Annotated in this window: 14 protein-coding genes; 5 read left to right on the forward strand and 9 right to left on the reverse strand. The window is 70.7% G+C overall.

Going from position 1 to position 17096, the window contains the following annotated elements:
* Positions 1 to 70 precede the first annotated feature (70 nt).
* Together BM140_RS19035 and BM140_RS19040 are read right to left on the reverse strand one after the other, a co-directional pair.
* On the reverse strand, positions 71 to 2458 hold the full coding sequence (locus tag BM140_RS19035) for an OmpA family protein (protein WP_091950008.1): 2388 nt from the start codon (positions 2456 to 2458) through the stop codon (positions 71 to 73).
* 149 nt (positions 2459 to 2607) lie between these two features.
* Positions 2608 to 3609 carry a DUF2865 domain-containing protein gene (locus BM140_RS19040; RefSeq protein ID WP_091950010.1) on the reverse strand — a complete coding sequence of 334 codons (1002 nt, stop codon included), beginning with the start codon at positions 3607 to 3609 and terminating at the stop codon, positions 2608 to 2610.
* A gap of 153 nt (positions 3610 to 3762) precedes the next feature.
* Here BM140_RS19040 and BM140_RS19045 point away from each other — a divergent pair, with 153 nt between their 5' ends.
* The gene (locus tag BM140_RS19045) at positions 3763 to 4299 is read left to right on the forward strand and encodes a CreA family protein (protein ID WP_091950012.1); all 537 of its coding nucleotides are present in this window, start codon (positions 3763 to 3765) and stop codon (positions 4297 to 4299) included.
* Positions 4300 to 4371: 72 nt separating this feature from the next.
* Here the strand turns inward: BM140_RS19045 and BM140_RS19050 are convergent, their stop codons facing one another.
* Positions 4372 to 4698 (reverse strand): hypothetical protein, encoded by a 327-nt coding sequence (locus BM140_RS19050; RefSeq protein WP_091950014.1) that lies wholly within the window; start codon positions 4696 to 4698, stop codon positions 4372 to 4374.
* Between the two features lie 314 nt (positions 4699 to 5012).
* Between BM140_RS19050 and cysS the strand changes: the two genes are divergently transcribed.
* Entirely contained in the window at positions 5013 to 6401 is a 1389-nt protein-coding gene (gene cysS, locus BM140_RS19055) for a cysteine--tRNA ligase (RefSeq protein WP_091950016.1), read from the forward strand.
* Positions 6402 to 6414: 13 nt separating this feature from the next.
* On the opposite strand, the gene BM140_RS19060 is transcribed toward cysS, so the two are convergent.
* The 5 genes from BM140_RS19060 to BM140_RS19080 form a co-directional block, all read right to left on the reverse strand.
* On the reverse strand, positions 6415 to 7236 hold the full coding sequence (locus BM140_RS19060; RefSeq protein ID WP_091950018.1) for a CDP-alcohol phosphatidyltransferase family protein: 822 nt from the start codon (positions 7234 to 7236) through the stop codon (positions 6415 to 6417).
* Positions 7237 to 7273: 37 nt separating this feature from the next.
* Positions 7274 to 7984, reverse strand: coding sequence for a phosphatidylserine decarboxylase (locus BM140_RS19065; RefSeq protein WP_091950020.1), 711 nt, complete (start codon positions 7982 to 7984; stop codon positions 7274 to 7276).
* A 59-nt stretch (positions 7985 to 8043) separates the two neighbouring features.
* A complete protein-coding gene (locus BM140_RS19070) occupies positions 8044 to 9045 on the reverse strand; it encodes a sensor domain-containing diguanylate cyclase (RefSeq protein WP_091950022.1) in 1002 nt (333 codons plus the stop codon).
* Positions 9046 to 9182: 137 nt separating this feature from the next.
* Positions 9183 to 11102: an ABCB family ABC transporter ATP-binding protein/permease gene (locus BM140_RS19075; RefSeq protein WP_091950024.1), complete on the reverse strand. Its 1920-nt coding sequence runs from the start codon at positions 11100 to 11102 to the stop codon at positions 9183 to 9185.
* 135 nt (positions 11103 to 11237) lie between these two features.
* Positions 11238 to 13088 (reverse strand): LysM peptidoglycan-binding domain-containing protein, encoded by a 1851-nt coding sequence (locus BM140_RS19080; RefSeq protein WP_244535509.1) that lies wholly within the window; start codon positions 13086 to 13088, stop codon positions 11238 to 11240.
* Between the two features lie 237 nt (positions 13089 to 13325).
* On the opposite strand from BM140_RS19080, the gene BM140_RS19085 reads away from it, so the two are divergent.
* Positions 13326 to 13928, forward strand: a complete 603-nt coding sequence (locus BM140_RS19085) for an LOG family protein (RefSeq protein ID WP_091950028.1) — start codon at positions 13326 to 13328, stop codon at positions 13926 to 13928.
* 10 nt (positions 13929 to 13938) lie between these two features.
* Positions 13939 to 14724, forward strand: a complete 786-nt coding sequence (locus BM140_RS19090) for a class I SAM-dependent methyltransferase (RefSeq protein ID WP_091950030.1) — start codon at positions 13939 to 13941, stop codon at positions 14722 to 14724.
* Between the two features lie 78 nt (positions 14725 to 14802).
* Here BM140_RS19090 and rpsD read toward each other — a convergent pair whose 3' ends face one another.
* Entirely contained in the window at positions 14803 to 15420 is a 618-nt protein-coding gene (gene rpsD, locus BM140_RS19095) for a 30S ribosomal protein S4 (RefSeq protein WP_091950033.1), read from the reverse strand.
* Positions 15421 to 15712: 292 nt separating this feature from the next.
* Here rpsD and BM140_RS19100 point away from each other — a divergent pair, with 292 nt between their 5' ends.
* On the forward strand, positions 15713 to 16909 hold the full coding sequence (locus tag BM140_RS19100) for a lytic murein transglycosylase (protein ID WP_091950035.1): 1197 nt from the start codon (positions 15713 to 15715) through the stop codon (positions 16907 to 16909).
* Positions 16910 to 17096 lie beyond the last annotated feature (187 nt).

The following is a 17096-nucleotide window of genomic DNA, read 5'->3' on the forward strand; positions in this document are numbered from 1 at the left end:
CTCCCCTCTCCCGCCTGCCCCGCAGGCACCCTCCCCCGCAGAGGGGGGAGGGTCAAGGCAGGGCGTTCCGCTACTGCGGGGGCGCCGATTGCTGCTGCTGGTCCGCCTGCTGCTGGAGCAGCGGGGTGATGCGGCGGACCGTGACGCGGCGGTTCTCGCGGTTGGCCTCCTGCGTATTCACCTTCAGGTACTGCTCGCCGTAGCCCTGCGTGGTCAGGTTCTCCGGCGGTACCTGGAAGTTCTGCGTCAGCACCGCGGCGACCGACTGAGCGCGACGGTCGGAGAGCGACAGGTTGTCGACCTCCGCGCCGACCGCGTCGGTGTAACCCTCGATCAGGAACACCTCCTGCGGATTGGCCTTGACCGCCTGGTTGATCGCCGCCGCGATGGTCGAGAGGCGCTGGGCCTGATCGGGCGTCACGGTGAACGAGCCGGTGTCGAACGTGATCGTGTTGATGTCGACGGACGGCATCCGAGCGCGCAGCTGCGGCGAGTAGCGCACCTGATCCAGGGTGTAGCGGCGATCCACCGGCACCACCGGCGGGGCGGACAGCGCCTGATAGACCGTGCGCTCGTCGGCCCGCTCGTAATCGACGATGTAGCGATCACGCGGAATGCGGATGTCCGGCGGCGGCAGATCGACGACATCCTCGTAGATCGGCCTCGGGGCGCCGCCATAGGCATTGTTGATGAGGAACACCTCGCGCCCGTCGCTGTAGCGGCGGGAGCGACGCAGCAGGCGCCCGTCATCGTCCACCACGGTGACGATCTGGCCGCCGAGCGGGCTGTCGACGTAGCTGTAGATCTCGCCGCCGCGACGCTCGCTGCGATAGCCGCGGTCACCGTAGATCGTGCGGAAGCGCTCGTTCTCGTCGTGGCGGATGAAGTAGCCGTCGCGGTCGCGCACGATGATGCGGCCCGGCTCGCGGTAATAGGTGCGGCCATCCACGTCGTATTCGCGGCGGTCGCGCCGGATCGTGTCGTAGTCGCGGATCCGATAGTCGTCGTCGCGGAAGCCGCCGGGGATGTAGGCCGGCGTGCCGGGCACATTGAACCGGTCACGGCCACCGCCGCCACCGTAGCGGTCGTCGCGCCGGTCGTCCCTGCCGTAGCGGTCGTCCCGGTCACGGCCGTCGCGGCCATAGCGGTCGTCCCGGTCACGTCCGTCCCGACCGAAGCGGTCGTCACGGTCGCGTCCGTCGCGGCGGTCGCCGTCGAGGCCGTTCGGCTGATAGCCCGGCTGGCCGGGCTGGAGCGCACCGGGGGCGCCGGGCGGCGGCGTGCCGACACCGGGCTGACCCGGCTGCTGCGCGTTCGGCGGGGTGCCGGGCGGCTGCACAGGACGACCGGGGACGCCGGGCTGCTGGTTGGGCGCCACGGGGCGGCCGGGCACGCCCGGTTGCTGGTTCGGCGGCGTCGCCGGGTTCGCGCCGGGCTGACCCGGACGGCCGGGCTGGTCGGCGTTGGGCGGCGTGCCGGGCGGCTGGACCGGACGGCCGGGGACGCCGGGGCGCTGGTTCGGCGGCGTATCGGCATCGCGGCCCCCGCGGGCGGGACCGTCACGGTCGGGCTTGCCGTCGCCGTCACGGTCGGGCTTGGCCGCATCGGGTTTGGCCGGCGTGTCGCGGCCGGGGCGGTTCGGGCCGTCGCGATCCGGGCGGCCGGGCGCGTCGGGACGGTCGGCATCGCGTCCGCCGCGGGCCGGGGGCTGGTCGGGCTTGCCGGGGGCATCCTTGCCGGGGGCATCGCGACCGGCGGGGCCGGGGCGGTCCGGCGTCGCGTCGCGGCCGGGGCGCGCCGGATTGTCCGGGCGACCGGGGGCATCGGGGCGATCGGCATCGCGGCCGCCGCGGGCGGGCGGGGTCGGCTTGTCGGGACGATCCGGGGTGGCGTCGCGGCCCGGACGGGCCGGCGGAGCGTCGCGGTCCGGCGTCGGCGCGCGGTCGCGGGCGGCCGGCGGGGTCGGACGGTCGGGGCGATCCGGCGCGTCGCGGTCGGGACGCGCGGGACGATCCGGACGCTCAGGGCGATCCGGCCTTTCGGGACGGTCCGGCCGCTCGCGGGCGGCCGGCGGGGCCGCGCGCTCGGCGGGCGCAGGCCGCTCGGGACGGTCAGGCCGCTCGGGACGATCCGGTCGCTCGCGACCGCCGCCCGGCCCACCGGGGCCGCCTCGCTCCATGCCGCCGGGGGGGGCGCCACGTTCGGGGCCGCCCCGCTCCGGTCCGCCGCGACCGCCGCCGGGCCCGCCCGGTCCACCACGCTCCATGCCCCCGGGACCGCCGGGGCCGCCCGGCCCACCGCGGCCGCCACCGGGACCGCCCGGCCCCTCGGGATCGCGCTGCGCCAGCTCGATCCGCCCGTTGGCGGACTCGCCGAGCGAGCGGGCGAAGGATAGGTCTGACAGGAGAAGAGCCGGCAGAATCGTACCGGTCAGGAGCAGGGAGCGGGTGATCCGCATGTAGGACGGCCTCGTGTAACGCGATCGGCGGTTCCGAACATTGTCGGGCCGATATGGTTCCCGATCACGAGACGTCAAATTTCCAATCGAGGCGGGTTCTCAACTTCGATCCGGCGCGTCTTACCGAATCGAACCGGCCGGAACCATTCTCACGGCGCGGCCGGAACCGGCACCAAGCCCGGGACGATCACGCGGATCGCGCTGCTGCGGGTCTCACCCGTCGAGCCGGTGGCCTCCGCCACGGCGGCGTCCGGCGGCGTCGTGGCGACGCCCTCGCGGTTGGCGGCGTCGGCGGCGAGCGAGGCCGCGGTCTTGTCGGCGCGACCGACCAGGGTGAGGCGCACCTTCGGCGCCCGCGACAGCCGCTCGGCGGTCAGCGGCGTGACGAAGATGTCGCCCTTGTGCCGCACCAGCATGCTCTCGGCCTTGGCGAGCGACTGCGCCCAGCTCTGCCCCTCCTTCTTGCAGGAGCAGTTCGGCACGAAGCTCGTGCGGAACTTGAACGCCGTCGGCGTCGCCGTGTAGGCGCGGCTGCCCTTGAGCGTCGCGGCGTATTTGAGCGCATCGTCGCCGTGCGGCATCGAATAGGCGAGTGACTCGGTGCCGGGGCAGAGCGCCTGACACATTTCGTCGGCGCCCTCGCGCCCGTCCGGCAGGTTGGCCATGGGGAAGTACGAGCCGTCGCAGGTCTTGACGCAGATCACCTGGGGGCCGCCCCGCGCGGTCTGGCCGCCGTTGAGGCGCGCCTCCTGGCCGGTCTCGGGCATCACGCCGGAGCAGGCGCTCGACACCGCAGCCACGAGCTGGCGGCGGCGGGCGGCCACCACCTCGCCGTCGCCGCCGCCATAGGTGGCGTTGAGCGAGCGGATGCGGGCCTCGACCGCGCCGCATTGCGGCGGCCGGGTGTCGAAGAACAGGAACCGGCCGCCCTCGCAATTGAGGCTGCGATAATAGGCCTCCAGCCGCGTCACCTCGCTCTGGAGCGCCGCGGCCGTGGAGGCGCTGGCGTTCAGGTTGGCGAGCTCGGTCTTGTAGCGCTGGCAGGCCCAGACATCGCCGGCGGAGGCGGCACCTCCTTGAGCGAGGACGAGGCCTGCGGCCGCGGCGAGGGCGGCGAAGGCACGGCGAAGCTGCGGTCCGATCAGCGGCATGGGGCGGATGCTGGGATCTCGGGCAGGAGGTCGCGGGAGACGGTGAAGGCCGGTGCGCGACGGCGAAACGCCTCACACCTGTGTTAACGCCCCTCGCCGCCGGGGGACAGGGACACCATGTGTTTACGGCCAGGCTTTGAGGGGATTGCGTCGATGATGTGGCTCAGGGGCACCATGGGAAGCGTGCGCGCCGTGACGGCGGCGGCCTGCCTCGCCGCCGCGCTCGTTCCGGGTGCGGCCGGGGCGGCGGAGGATCCGGACCGGATCTTCGACAAGTCGACCGTGTGGCGCCCGCTCACCCCGAACGACAAGCTCGTGGTCTACGGGATCGACGATCCCGACGTATCGGGTATCGCCTGCTGGTACACCCAGCCCGAGAAGGGCGGCATCAAGGGCACGCTCGGCCTCGCCGAGGACGTCTCCGATATCTCGCTCTCCTGCCGCCAGACCGGGCCGGTGCAGTTCAAGGACAAGGTGAAGCAGGGCGACGTGGTGTTCAGCGAGCGGCGCTCGCTGATCTTCAAGTCAATGCAGATCGTGCGCGGTTGCGACGCCAAGCGCAATACGCTGATCTACATGGTCTATTCGGATAAGGTGGTGCAGGGTTCGCCCAAGAACTCGACCTCCAGCGTACCGCTGGCCCCGTGGGGCACGGAAGCGCCGCAGAAGTGCGCGGACTTCGTGAAGTAGGCGCCTTCCGATCCATCACCGCCGTCATTCCGGGGCGAACCCGGAATGACGGCAGGTGGAAGAGCAAAAAAATCAGTCCTGGCAGGTGATGCGCAGCGGGCGGGCGGCCGGCGCCGGGATCGGGGTGGCGGGGATCGCGCCGGTATACTCGTCCTGTGCGGCGACGCCGTAATTGACCGCGCTGGCATAGCCCTGCGACTCGCACCACGCGTTGGCGACCACCTGTCCGCACTCGCTCGGGCCGCCGCTGAGGCACTCGCCGACGCCGTAGCCCTCTTCGGCCGGGATGAGGAACGTCTTCTCGACATGCGTGCGCGCCGGGGCCGGTTCGCCGGCGATGGCCTGAGGCGCGGCCGTGACCAGGGCGAGGGCGAGGAAGGCGGCGACCGGACGGCGCATGGTGGGGACCTTGTTAACGGATTCGCTCGGTTGCGGAGTGTTCGGACGGCTCGGTAAACAAATCCTTGCGCCCGGGATCACGGTCGGCTGATCCGCGGCCCTGGGCAGCGCCGTTCTCGAATTCCTCACGGTTCTGGGTTAGCTCATGCCCGGACCGGCGACCGTCGCGGCGTTGCAACAGCGAACCGGCGCGGCTCCGGCGGCAATGTGGCGGCGCTCCCGGCGGAACCGCCGAACACGCTGCGGCGCAACGAGAAACCGAGGACGGCACGTTGCCGTCGCGAAGGCCGGACGGTTCCGGCGGGACCTCTTCGATGACCCCGATGTTGCGGCTCTACAACACGCTGACCCGCGAGAAGACGGCCTTCCAGCCGATCGATCCGGCGCATGTGCGGATGTATGCCTGCGGACCGACGGTCTACGACGCGGCTCATATCGGCAACGCTCGGCCGATCATCGTCTTCGACCTGCTGTTTCGGCTGCTGCGCCATCTCTACGGGCCGGGCCACGTCACCTACGCCCGCAACGTCACGGACGTGGACGACAAGATCAACGCGCGGGCCCTCGAGCGCGGCATCACCATCCGCGAACTCACCGACGGCACGCTGGCGCAGTTCCACAAGGACATCCGCGCGCTCGGCGTGCTGATGGCCGAGGACGTGAACGTGGCGGGCGAGCGCCCCCGCTTCGTCGAGCCACGGGCGACCGACCACATCGCCGAGATGCATCGGCTGATCGAAGGGTTGCTCACCGCCGGTCACGCCTACGTCGCGGAAGGCCACGTGCTGTTCGACGTGCCCTCCATGGCGGATTACGGCGCGCTGTCGAAGCGCCCGCTCGACGAGATGGAGGCCGGCGCCCGCGTCGAGGTCGCGCCCTACAAGCGCTCGCCCCTCGATTTCGTGCTGTGGAAGCCCTCGAAGCCGGGCGAGCCGTCCTGGCCGTCCCCCTGCGGAATCGACTCGGCCGGGCGCCCCGGCTGGCACATCGAGTGCTCGGCGATGTCGTGGAAGCACTTGGGCCAGACCTTCGACATCCATGCCGGCGGCATCGACCTGATCTTCCCCCACCACGAGAACGAGGTGGCGCAATCGCGCTGCTGCTTCGGCACCGACGTGATGGCCAATGTCTGGCTCCACAACGGCTTCCTGCAGGTCGAGGGGGAGAAGATGTCGAAGTCGCTCGGCAACTTCATCACCATCGGGCAGGTGCTGGCCGATTGGCCGGGCGAGGTCGTGCGCCTGAACATGCTCAAGACCCATTACCGCCAGCCGATCGACTGGACGCTCCGGGGGCTGGAGGAATCCGGCCGGATGCTGGAGCGCTGGTACGAGGCCGCGGGCGAGGCCGCGCCCGCGCAGACCGTGCCGGAAAAGGTGGTCGAAGCCCTGAGCGACGATCTCAACACCCCCGCGGCCCTCGGCGAGCTGCACCGGCTCGCGGGTGCGGATGCCGCCGCGCTCAAGGCGGCAGCCGGGCTGATGGGGTTTCTCGGAGAGACCAAGGCGCAGCGCGAGGCCGCGCGGGTGAGCGCGGCGGGCGTCGATGTCGGACAAGTCGAGGCGCTGATCGCCGAGCGCAAGGCGGCCCGCGCCGCCAAGGACTGGGCGGCTTCCGACCGGGTGCGCGACGCGCTCGCCGCGATGGGCGTCAGCGTCAAGGACAACAAGGACGGCACCACCACCTGGACGGTGGCGGGGTGAGCCGTCCTCGTCCCTACGGCGCCGTCTCGGACGGCGTCGGCTCCTCGCCCTCCTTCTTCAGGCGCTTGCGGTACTGCCCGGCCCCGAAGGGGATGAGGCAGAGATAGCCGAGGCTGACCGCGGCCAGCGTCTCGAACGGGAACGAGATCACGAGGCCGAAGGCCACCACCACCACGAGGAAGATCGGCAGGACGAGGTCGCGCGAGACGCGCTTCCCCCAGGTCTTGCCGGAGAAGGTCGGCACGGTGGAGACCACGAGGAGCGCGATGGCGAGCTCGTAGATCAGGATCAGCACCGTGCTCCACTGGGGGAACGGCACGTCGAGGAAGTGCAGGTAGAGCGGCAGCATGCCGGTCAGCGCGCCCGCGGGCGCGGGCATGCCGACGAAGTAGTCCTTCTTCCACTCGGGGCGGTTGGGGTCGTCGAGCATCGCGTTGAAGCGGGCGAGCCGCAGGCACATCGCGATGGCGAAGACCAGCGCCACGATCCAGCCGACCTGCTTCAGGTTGTGCAGGGTGAAGCTGTAGAGGATCAGCGCCGGGGCGCAGCCGAAATTCACGAAGTCGGCCAGCGAGTCGAGTTCCGCCCCGAAGCGCGAGGTGCCCTTGAGGAGGCGCGCCACCCGCCCGTCGATCCCGTCGAGGCCGGCGGCGACCACCACGGCCAGCACCGCGGGCTCGAACCGGCCCTCGAAGGCGAGCCGGATCGCGGTGAGCCCGAGGCAGAGCGCCAGGAGCGTGATCATGTTCGGCGCGATGATCCGGAACGGCACCGGGCGGAAGCGCCGCGGGCGGTCGTTCGGATCGGGCGCGAAGGGCGGGAAGAGATCGTCCATGTCGCCTCTGACTCGGCTGTGATGGCGCGGGCGCCGCTCAGATACGGCGGAAGCTGCGCTCCGGGCCACCCCCGAGATCGGCCAGCACCGTCTCGCCCGCCACCGCCTTCTGGCCGAGGCCGACGAGGATGCGCGTGCCCACGGGCAGGTAGACATCGACCCGCGAGCCGAAGCGGATCAGGCCGAAGCGCTCGCCGACCTGCTTGGTCTCGCCCGCCGACACGAAGCCGACGATGCGGCGCGCCACGAGGCCGGCGATCTGCACGACGCCGATGCGCAGGGGCTGACCGCGATGGGTCGTCTCCATCACGAGGCCGTTGCGCTCGTTGTCGTCGCTCGCCTTGTCGAGCTCGGCGTTGAGAAAGAGCCCGGGCGTGTAGTGGATCTGGCCGATCTTGCCGGTGACCGGCACGCGGTTCACGTGGCAGTCGAACACGTTCATGAACACCGAGATCCGCAGCATCGGCTCGTGCGACAGGTCGAGCTCGGGCGGGGGCAGCACGGTGGAGATGAGGTTCACCCGCCCGTCGGCGGGGGAGACCACGAGGCCGTCGCCGACCGGCACGACGCGCTCGGGATCGCGGAAGAAGTAGCAGACCCACAGCGTCAGGATCAGGAACACCCAGGCGAAGAACTGCGAGAACAGGCCGGCGCCGACGGTGAGGACGATGCCGATCAGGATGAAGGGGTACCCCTCCTTGTGGATCGGCACGAGCGTCCGGCGGATCGTCTCGATGAGGTCGGTCATGGGCTCCGATAGGGCTCCGGCGGGGCGAATGCGACCCGCCGGATGGCAGGGGGGCGGGCCTACGTCAACCAGCCCGCCGCCCGGCCCGGAGGGCAGGCCGCCGGATCGAACAGGCGGAAGGTGCGCCGCCCTGCCGCCTTGGCGGCGTAGAGGGCGGTGTCGGCCCGCGCGAACAGGTCGCCCGCCTCCGATCCCGAGAGGGCGACGCCGACCGAGGCGCCGAGGCGGTAGCGCCGGCCCTCGTGATCGACCGGCCGACCCAGAGCCTCGACGATCCGCTGCGCCAGGGCAGCGGCGGCATCGGGGCGCAGGCTCTCGTCGAGGACGACGGCGAATTCGTCGCCGCCGAGACGCGCCACGAGGGCGCCCCGGCGGCAGGTCCGCATCAGCCGGCTTCCGGCCTCGCGCAGGCAGGCATCGCCCGCCGGATGCCCATAGGCGTCGTTGATCGCCTTGAAACCGTCGAGGTCGATCAGGAGCAGCGTGCCGACCGGCACGCGCAGGCGCGCATCGAAGCGGGCGCGGTTGGCGAGCCCCGTCAGTGCGTCGGTCTCGGCGAGTTGACGGGTGCGCTCCAGCAGCAGGATCTCGTCGGTCACGTCCTGCTTGAGGCCGAATAGCCGTATCGGAATGCCTTCGCGGCGATCGACCGTCGCGGTCAGGCGCAGCCAGCGGTGCCGACCGTCGGGCAAGCGGATCTCGGCGTCGAGCTTGAACCCGGTTCCGTTCGCCAGCGCCTGGTCGCGCAGGAGCGTGAGCGTCCGGCGCGAATCCGGCGTGTACTGTTCCAAAGTCGCCTGTCGGACGAGTGGGGCTTCCGGAGACAGGCCGAACAGGTCGTAGACGCCTTGCGTCCAGCGGACACGCTCGTCGGGGAGGCTGCATTCCCAGAGACCCATCTGGGCTCCCCGCATCGCCCGGTCGGCGAGGGCCTCGTTCTGCAAGGCGTCCCGCTGCGCGGCGATGATGGCGGACTGGATGCGCAGCTGAAGGCGAAGGCGTTCGATCTCGGCGGGGTCGTATGCTTCGGAAATCCCTCGGATCCTCGGAGCGTCAGGCATCGATCGGGGCGGTCCGGTTCGGCGCCGATGCGGCGCGTCCTCACTGTGAAGCTTGAGGCGATTCGGTTGACGATTGGTGACGCCGGTCCATCCCCGGAAGGCCGTGGGATCACGATCACGTGACCCCGAGGCCGGGATCATCCGACCGGCTGCGGTTCCGGAGCGGAATGCGCTCTGAGCGACTTCTCGTCCTCGGCCTGCTTCAGTGCCTCGCGTGCGGCATCCGCCTGCCGCTGGCGGTCCCACAGGGCCGCGTAGACGCCGCCCTGCGTCAGAAGGGTCGGATGGTCGCCGCGCTCGACGATCCGGCCCTGATCCAGCACTAGGATCTCGTCGGCATTGACCACGGTCGAGAGACGATGGGCGATGACGAGGGTCGTGCGATCCCGGCTTACGCGGTCGAGGGCGGCCTGGATCTCGCGCTCGGTGAAGGAATCGAGCGCCGAGGTCGCCTCGTCGAGGACGAGGATCGGCGGGCTCTTGAGGATGGTGCGGGCGATGGCAACGCGCTGCTTCTCGCCGCCCGACAGCTTCAGGCCGCGCTCGCCCACCGGGGTCTCGTAGCCCTCGGGCAGGCTCTCGATGAAGCGGTCGATCTGGGCGAGGCGGGCGGCCTCGCGCACCTCCGCCTCGCTCGCGTCCCAGCGGCCGTAGCGGATGTTGTATCCGATGGTGTCGTTGAACAGCACCGTGTCCTGCGGGACCATGCCGATGGCCGCCCGCAGGGAATCCTGGCGGACGGCGGCGATATCCTGCCCGTCGATGGTGATGCGCCCGGCTTGCGGCTCGTAGAAGCGGAACAACAGCCGCGACAGCGTCGACTTGCCCGCTCCCGAGGGGCCGACGATGGCCACCGTGCGCCCCGCCGGCACTTCGAACGAGACGCCACGCAGGATCGGCCGCTCCGGATTGTAGGCGAAGCGCACGTCCTCGAACCGCACGGTCCCGGCCGGGACCGCGAGCACCGGGGCGCCGGGGCGGTCGGCGATCTCGGGGTTGCGGTCGATGATGCGGAACATGTCGTCGATGTCGACCAGCGCCTGTTTGATCTCGCGGTAGATCATGCCCATGAAGTTGAGCGGCATCGACAGCTGCACCAGCATCGTGTTGACGAGCACGAATCCGCCGATCGTGGTGCGTCCGGCCATGATGTCGCGCGCCGCCAAGGCCATCACCGCCGTCATGCCAAGGGTGAAGATCACCGCCTGTCCGGCGTTCAGCACCGCGAGCGAGACGTAGGTCTGCGTCGAGGCCTTTTCGTACTTCTCCATCGAGGCGTCGTAGCGGGCGGTCTCGCGGCTCTCGGCGCCGAAATACTTCACCGTCTCGTAGTTCAGCAGCGAATCGACCGCCTTCGTGGTGGCGTCGGTGTCGGAGTTGTTCATCCGGCGGCGGATGCCGATGCGCCACTCGGTCGCCTTCCAGGTGAAGCCGAGATAGGCGGCGATCATCGTCGCCACGACGGCCGAGTAGAGCCAGTCGAACTCGTAGGCCAGGATGCCGAGCACCAGAGCGAGTTCGACGATGGTCGGCACCAGCGTCAGCACCATCAGGCGCGACAATTCCTCGATGCCGTTGCGCCCCCGCTCCAGCACGCGGGTGAGGCCGCCGGTCTTGCGCTCGAGATGGAAGCGCAAGGAGAGGCGGTGCATGTGCTCGAAGGTGAGCAGCGCGAGGCGGCGCACGGCATGCATCGCCACCTTGGCGAACAGCCCGTCGCGCACCTGCGTCATCGCCGCCATGGCGACCCGCGACAAGCCGTAGAGGCCGATGAGCAGGAACGGCGCCGAGATCAGCCCCGCAGGCACGGAGGCGGGCGCGCTCTTTTCGGTGGCCGCCACCAGCGCGTCGGTCGCCCACTTGAAGGTGAAGGGCATCACCATCGTGGCGGCCTTGGCCAGCATCAGCAGGCCGAAGGCGAGGAAGATGCGGCGTTGCAGGTCGCCCCGCCCGTGGGGCCAGAGATAGGGCCACAGGCGCCGGTAGGTGGCGATGAGGCCGGGTCGGTCGAGCGGCACGGGCGCGCTCGGCGCCGCCGGCTCGGATGCGGTTGCCATGATGCGATCGGGATGCGGATGCGGGGAGGACGGCCTGGGCGCGACGGGCGCTCGAGGCCGTCCGTTGCCTGCATATAGGCCGGGCCGCGCCCGCGTGCATCCGGCGCGGCGCCGCATCCTCCCTGCGCCGGAATCCTACGTCTTCTTGGGCGCCGGGTTGTCCGCAGCGGCGGGAGCGTCCTTCGGCAGGACGAAGATCTGGCCGGGATAGATCAGGTCGGGATCGCGGATCTGGTCCTGGTTGGCGTCGTAGATGACCGTGTAGCGGTTGCCCTTGCCGTAGGTCCGCCGGCTGATCTGCCACAGGCTGTCGCCGCGGGTGATGCGCGCCGTGCTGATCTCGGGCACGAACACGGTGCCGGCCCTTTGGCCCGGCGCCTCCGCCGTCCGCCCGGCCTCCGGCAGCTTGGGCGCGAGTGCCGCCGCGGCGGCGCCGTCGGCGGCCGGGTTCGGCGTGCCGATGCCGGTGCCGGCCGCGACGGAGGGCGTGCCGGGCGCCACCGTGCCGGGGGAGGGCGCGGCGGGCGGCGGAGCGATGGCCGGATCGCCCGCGAGGCTCGGTGCGGTCCGGGTCTCGGGCATGGGCGAAGCCTTGGCGGGGGCGGACGCGCTCGGGGCCGTCCGACCCGCATCGGTCTCGGCCGGGCGCGGGTCGGGCCGCTTGGCCTGAGGTGGCGTTTGATCCATCGGCGATGCGCCGGCCTGCGTCTCGGACGTCTTCGGGCTCGCGGGCTTCACGTCCGGCTTGGCGGCGCTCGGCCCTGTCTTCGGCTCGTTGGCTGCGTCGGTCGGCGCCTTCGCCGAAGGCGTGGCGACTTCGGCCGCCGGCTTGCGATCCGCAGGCTTGCTCTCGGTGCGTTTGCCCTCGCCGTTCTTCCGGGGGGCGGGTGCTTCCGCGGCGGGCTTCTCGGCAGCCGCGACCCGCGCTGTGCTCTCCGGATAGGTGAAGGCGACTTCGGCGCGGCGGCGCACCTTGCCACCCGCCGGATCGACCGAATCGACACGGACCTGATAACTGCCCGGCCGCACGCCGCGGCCGATGGTGAAGGCGATCCGCCCGTCCGCCCCGGTGCGCCCGGAGGCCACCAGGGTGTCGTTGAGGTAAAGCCGCAGGGTGCTGTCGGCGGGGGCCTGCGCCGTCACGTCGAGGCGCCCGCCGTCCTGGGCGTCGATGCTGACGATCCGCGGCGCCGACTCGGCCGCGCCGGAGGCCGGCTGATCCTGGTTCGCCGACGGTCGCGCCGCCTCTCGAATCGGCGCAGCCGCGTCCGCCGCGTCCCCCTCGCCGCGGACCGGCGCCTTCCGGTCGGCCGCCTTGGTCCCGTCGGAGGACGGGCCGGGTGCAGCCTTGCCGGACGATTCCGCGAAGGCGGTGGCGGGGCGGCCCGTGCCGGCCTCCGGCGCGTCGGGCTGGGACAGCACCCGCGTCGGCGCGTCGGGGGCGGAGAGGGCGATCAGCGGCTTGGTGCCGCGCTTTTCCGAGACGACGACGGTGACGCTCTCGCGGCCGGGGAGGGGCTTGCCGTCCGGGGCGACGGCCCGCAGGGCGATCTCGCTCGATCCGGTGGGCAGGTCCGGCGGCGTCAGGGCGAACTGGCCCGCCGCGTCGGCGGTGACGCTGGCGAAGGCCTTGCCGTCGCGCAGCAGTTCGACCTTCGCGTTCGGCACGGTGCGCCCGGCGACGACGCTCGCACCGTCCGGCTCGACGCGGACGATGTCGAAGGTCGGAGCACCGTCCGCATCCGTCGGAGCGGCCTCCTGCGGCCGGGCGGCATCCGGGCCGGCACCGGGGGTTTTTCCTTGCGGCGGCGGCGTGAGAGCGGCAAGAGGAGCAGCCTTGTCCGATCCCGCGGGCGCCTCCGCCGGAGGCTCGGAGGAGCCGCCCGTCGCGTTGCGCTTGAGGAGTTCTCCCGTTCCGAACAGCGCGACGACCATGGCGAAGCCGCCGAGCAGGCCCGCAACCGCGAGCACGATGCCTCGCCGCACCTCAGCCCTCATGGATCACAGACTCCCGCTCATCCGCAGCGTCGCGGGTTGGCCGAGGGCCTGCGCCCGTCGCAGCACCGCCCGCACCGCCGTCGACGACCCGTCCACATGCCGTGACACCTTATCGAACATGAGAAGAACGCCAAAGCTCGAACCCGCGCGCCGGCCGGATTCGCGTGGTTACTCAGCACTTTTCCGTGGGCATGACCGGGCCGCGCGCCGGCCGGGAGGGGTCTGATGCAGCGTCTCACCTCGGTCTGCGTCTATTGCGGCTCTGGCTTCGGCGGCGATCCCGCCTTCACCGAGGCCGCCCGGACGCTCGGCGCCGCTCTCGGCCACGCGGGCATCCGACTCGTCTATGGCGGCGGCAATGTCGGCCTCATGGGCACCGTGGCGCAGGCGGCGCTGGATGCCGGCGGCCATGTCACCGGCATCATCCCGGACTTCCTGAAGTCGCGCGAGCGCATGCTCGACGCGATTCAGGAGACCATCGTGGTCTCCGACATGCACACCCGCAAGAAGCTGATGTTCGACCGCGCCGACGCCTTCGTCGCGCTGCCCGGCGGCATCGGCACGCTGGAGGAGTTGGTGGAGCAGATGACCTGGGCGCAGCTCGGCCAGCACGCCAAGCCGATCCTGCTCCTGTCGGTGAACGGCTTCTGGGATCCGCTCATCACCCTGCTCGACCACATGCGCGGCCTCGGCTTCATCCGCGAGGGCCTCGACCTCAACTACATCGTGGGGAACGATCCGGCCGCGGCGGTGGAGCTGTTGCGCAGGGCGCTCGCCGAGGCCGAGCCCGCTCCGCAATCCGATGCCCTGATCGCCAAGCGCTTCTGAGCCCGGCCCCATGGACGCGACCGACCAGACGCTGTTCGGCCCGCATAAGGGCCTGCATTACGAGCAATTCCTCGCCCGCCTGTCGCGGAATGCGGCGGTGGAGCGCTACCTCGAGATCGGCGTCGCCCGCGGCGCCGTGTTCGCGCAGGTCGCCTGCCGCCACGGCATCGGAGTGGACCCGGAATTCACGCTCACGGCCAACATCGCGGCCAACAAGACACGTGTGTCGCTCTATCAGGTGATGAGCGACGTGTTCTTCCGGCATCTGCGCCTGCGCCGCGATCTCGGCGGTCGCATCGACCTCGCGTTCCTCGACGGCATGCACCTGTTCGAGTTCCTGCTGCGCGACGTGATGAACACCGAGGCGATCAGCCGGCGCGATTCGATCCTCTGCCTGCACGATTGCCTGCCCCTCGCCGCGCCGATGGCCGAGCGCGATCCGATGCGGGCGCAAGCGCGCAGCCAGGGCACCCCTTACGCAAACTGGTGGACCGGCGATGTCTGGAAGGTGGTGCCGATCCTGGCCAAGTACCGGCCCGACCTGACCGTCATGCTGGTCGATGCCGCCCCCACCGGCCTCGTGGTGATCACCGGGCTCGATCCGTCGTCGAAGGTGCTCAAGAAGAACTACGACGCGATCGTCCGCGCGTTTTCGGAGATGCCGAACGACGCCGACGGCATCGCCCGGATGTACGCCGCCCATACCCTGGTGCCCGCCGAGGAGGCCCTCCGGCGGCTTAGCGGCCGGTCGTATCGGCACGGGCGCGGCGGTTTCCTGAGGCGCCTCGTCGGCTGAGAGGTCACCACAGCCCCAACGAGAAAGGGCCGCCCCGAGGGGCGGCCCTTTCCGTATCCGGACGAGGCCCGGAGCGAATTAGCGCGAGTAGAACTCGACCACGAGGTTCGGTTCCATCTGGACCGGGTAGGGCACCTCGGACAGGCCGGGGATGCGGGTCACGCGGGCGGTCATCTTCTGATGATCGACCTCGATGTAGTCCGGCACGTCGCGCTCGGAGAGCTGCGAGGCCACGACGACGATCTCGAGCTGGCGGGAGGCTTCCTTCACCTCGATCAGGTCGCCGACCTTGACCTGGTAGCTCGGGATGTTGACCCGGCGACCGTTGACCTTGACGTGGCCGTGGTTGACGAACTGGCGCGCGGCGAACGGGGTCGCGACGAACTTCGAGCGGTACACCACCGCGTCGAGGCGGCGCTCCAGCAGGCCGATCAGGTTCTCGCCCGAGTCGCCACGCAGGCGGATCGCCTCGGCGTAATAGCGACGGAACTGCTTCTCGGTGATGTTGCCGTAATAGCCCTTGAGCTTCTGCTTGGCGCGCAGCTGCGTGCCGAAGTCGCTCATCTTGCCCTTGCGGCGCTGGCCGTGCTGGCCGGGGCCGTACTCGCGGCGGTTCACGGGGCTCTTCGGGCGGCCCCAGATGTTCTGGCCCATGCGGCGATCGAGCTTGTGCTTCGCCTGGACGCGTTTGGACATTCGCTGTTCCTCTGGAACAAGACTTTGAGGAACGCGCCCTCCTTTCCCTCATCGCGGCCGGAGCCTTCGAGGGCGACAGAGCGGACGTTGCCGCTCGCGGGTGCGCATGAAAACGACGCGGGGCCCCGCTGAGGAGCCCCGTTCGTGACGGCCTGCTAGACCAGATGGGTCCTGGCGTCAATTCCGGCGTGTCACCGGATCGTCAGGGACGAGACATCGTCACGCTTCGTTAACCCTCGTATCGCCTGAATCGCGCCCAAAGATTCATCCGTTACCCGGAGAACGCCCGACCATGCCGACGCCGACAGCCCGCGCCAGCCTGATCGCCCTCACCCTCGCCGCAGGTCTGTCCGCCGTTCCGGCGCGGGCCGATTTCCAGTCCTGCCTTGCCGGCATCCAGGCGCAGGCGGCGGGAGCCGGCGTCTCGGCCCAGACGTTCCGGGCGGCGACCAGCGGGATCGCTTACGACGACAAGGTGATCGAGCTGTCCCAGGCGCAGCCCGAGTTCAAGACGCCGATCTGGGACTACATGTCGGCGCTGGTCGACGAGGAACGGGTCGAGGACGGGCGCGCGGCGATGCGCCAGCACGCCCAGGCGCTCGCCAACGCCGAGGCCCGCTACGGCGTCGATCGCCACACCATCGCCGCCGTGTGGGGCGTCGAGTCGAATTTCGGCAAGAACCTCGGCAAGATGCCGCTGGTCCAGTCGCTGGCCACGCTCGCCTGCTCGGGCAACCGCCGCCGCGACTTCTTTCGCGGTGAACTCATCGCCACCCTGAAGATCATCGAGCGGGGCGACATCGAGGCCTCGCGGCTGACCGGCTCCTGGGCCGGCGCCTTCGGCCAGACCCAGTTCATGCCGACCACCTACCAGCGCCTGGCCGTCGACGGCGACGGCGACGGGCGGCGCGATGTGGTCGATTCGGTGGCCGATGCGGTGGCCTCGACCGCCAACTTCCTGCGGGTCGCCAAATGGTCGAACGGCCAACCCTGGGGCTACGAGGTGAAGCTGCCGCGCGGCTTTAACGTCGGGGCGGCGGGCCGCAAGAACAAGCACGCCGTCGGCCATTGGGCCTCGCTCGGCGTCACCCGCATCGACGGACGCCCGCTGACCGGCGAGGGCCCCGCCGGCATCATTGCGCCCGCCGGCATCGACGGCCCGGCCTTCCTCGTCACGAAGAACTTCGACGCGATCTACTCCTACAACGCCGCCGAATCCTACGGGCTGGCCATCGCTGTCCTGTCCGACCGCCTGCGCGGGCGCCCCGGCGTCCAGGCCGACTGGCCGACCGACGATCCGCCGCTGTCGCGGGCCGAGCGCCGCGACCTGCAATCGCGCCTGATCGCCCGCGGCTACGATGTCGGCGAGCCGGACGGCAAGGTCGGCTCGAAGACCCGCGAGGCGATCAAGGACATCGAGCGCCAGCTCGGCATGCCGGCCACCGGCCGACCGGGCGGCAAGGTGCTGGCGGCGCTCCGGCGGGGGTGACGGTGCCGGCGGCCCCGCCGCCCCGGCACTCGGAAATAATGATGCGAAAACAGACGCCCATCCCACCGTGACGGATCCGATATCCGTCACGGTGGGATGGCGCGCTGCCTCGTGCCGGAAATGAAGAAGCCCGCCCCGAGCATCTCGGAGCGGGCTTCTTCGGTCACGGACGGCTCCCGCTGGCGCG

Source organism: Methylorubrum salsuginis (genome assembly GCF_900114375.1).
Lineage (GTDB): Bacteria > Pseudomonadota > Alphaproteobacteria > Rhizobiales > Beijerinckiaceae > Methylobacterium > Methylobacterium salsuginis.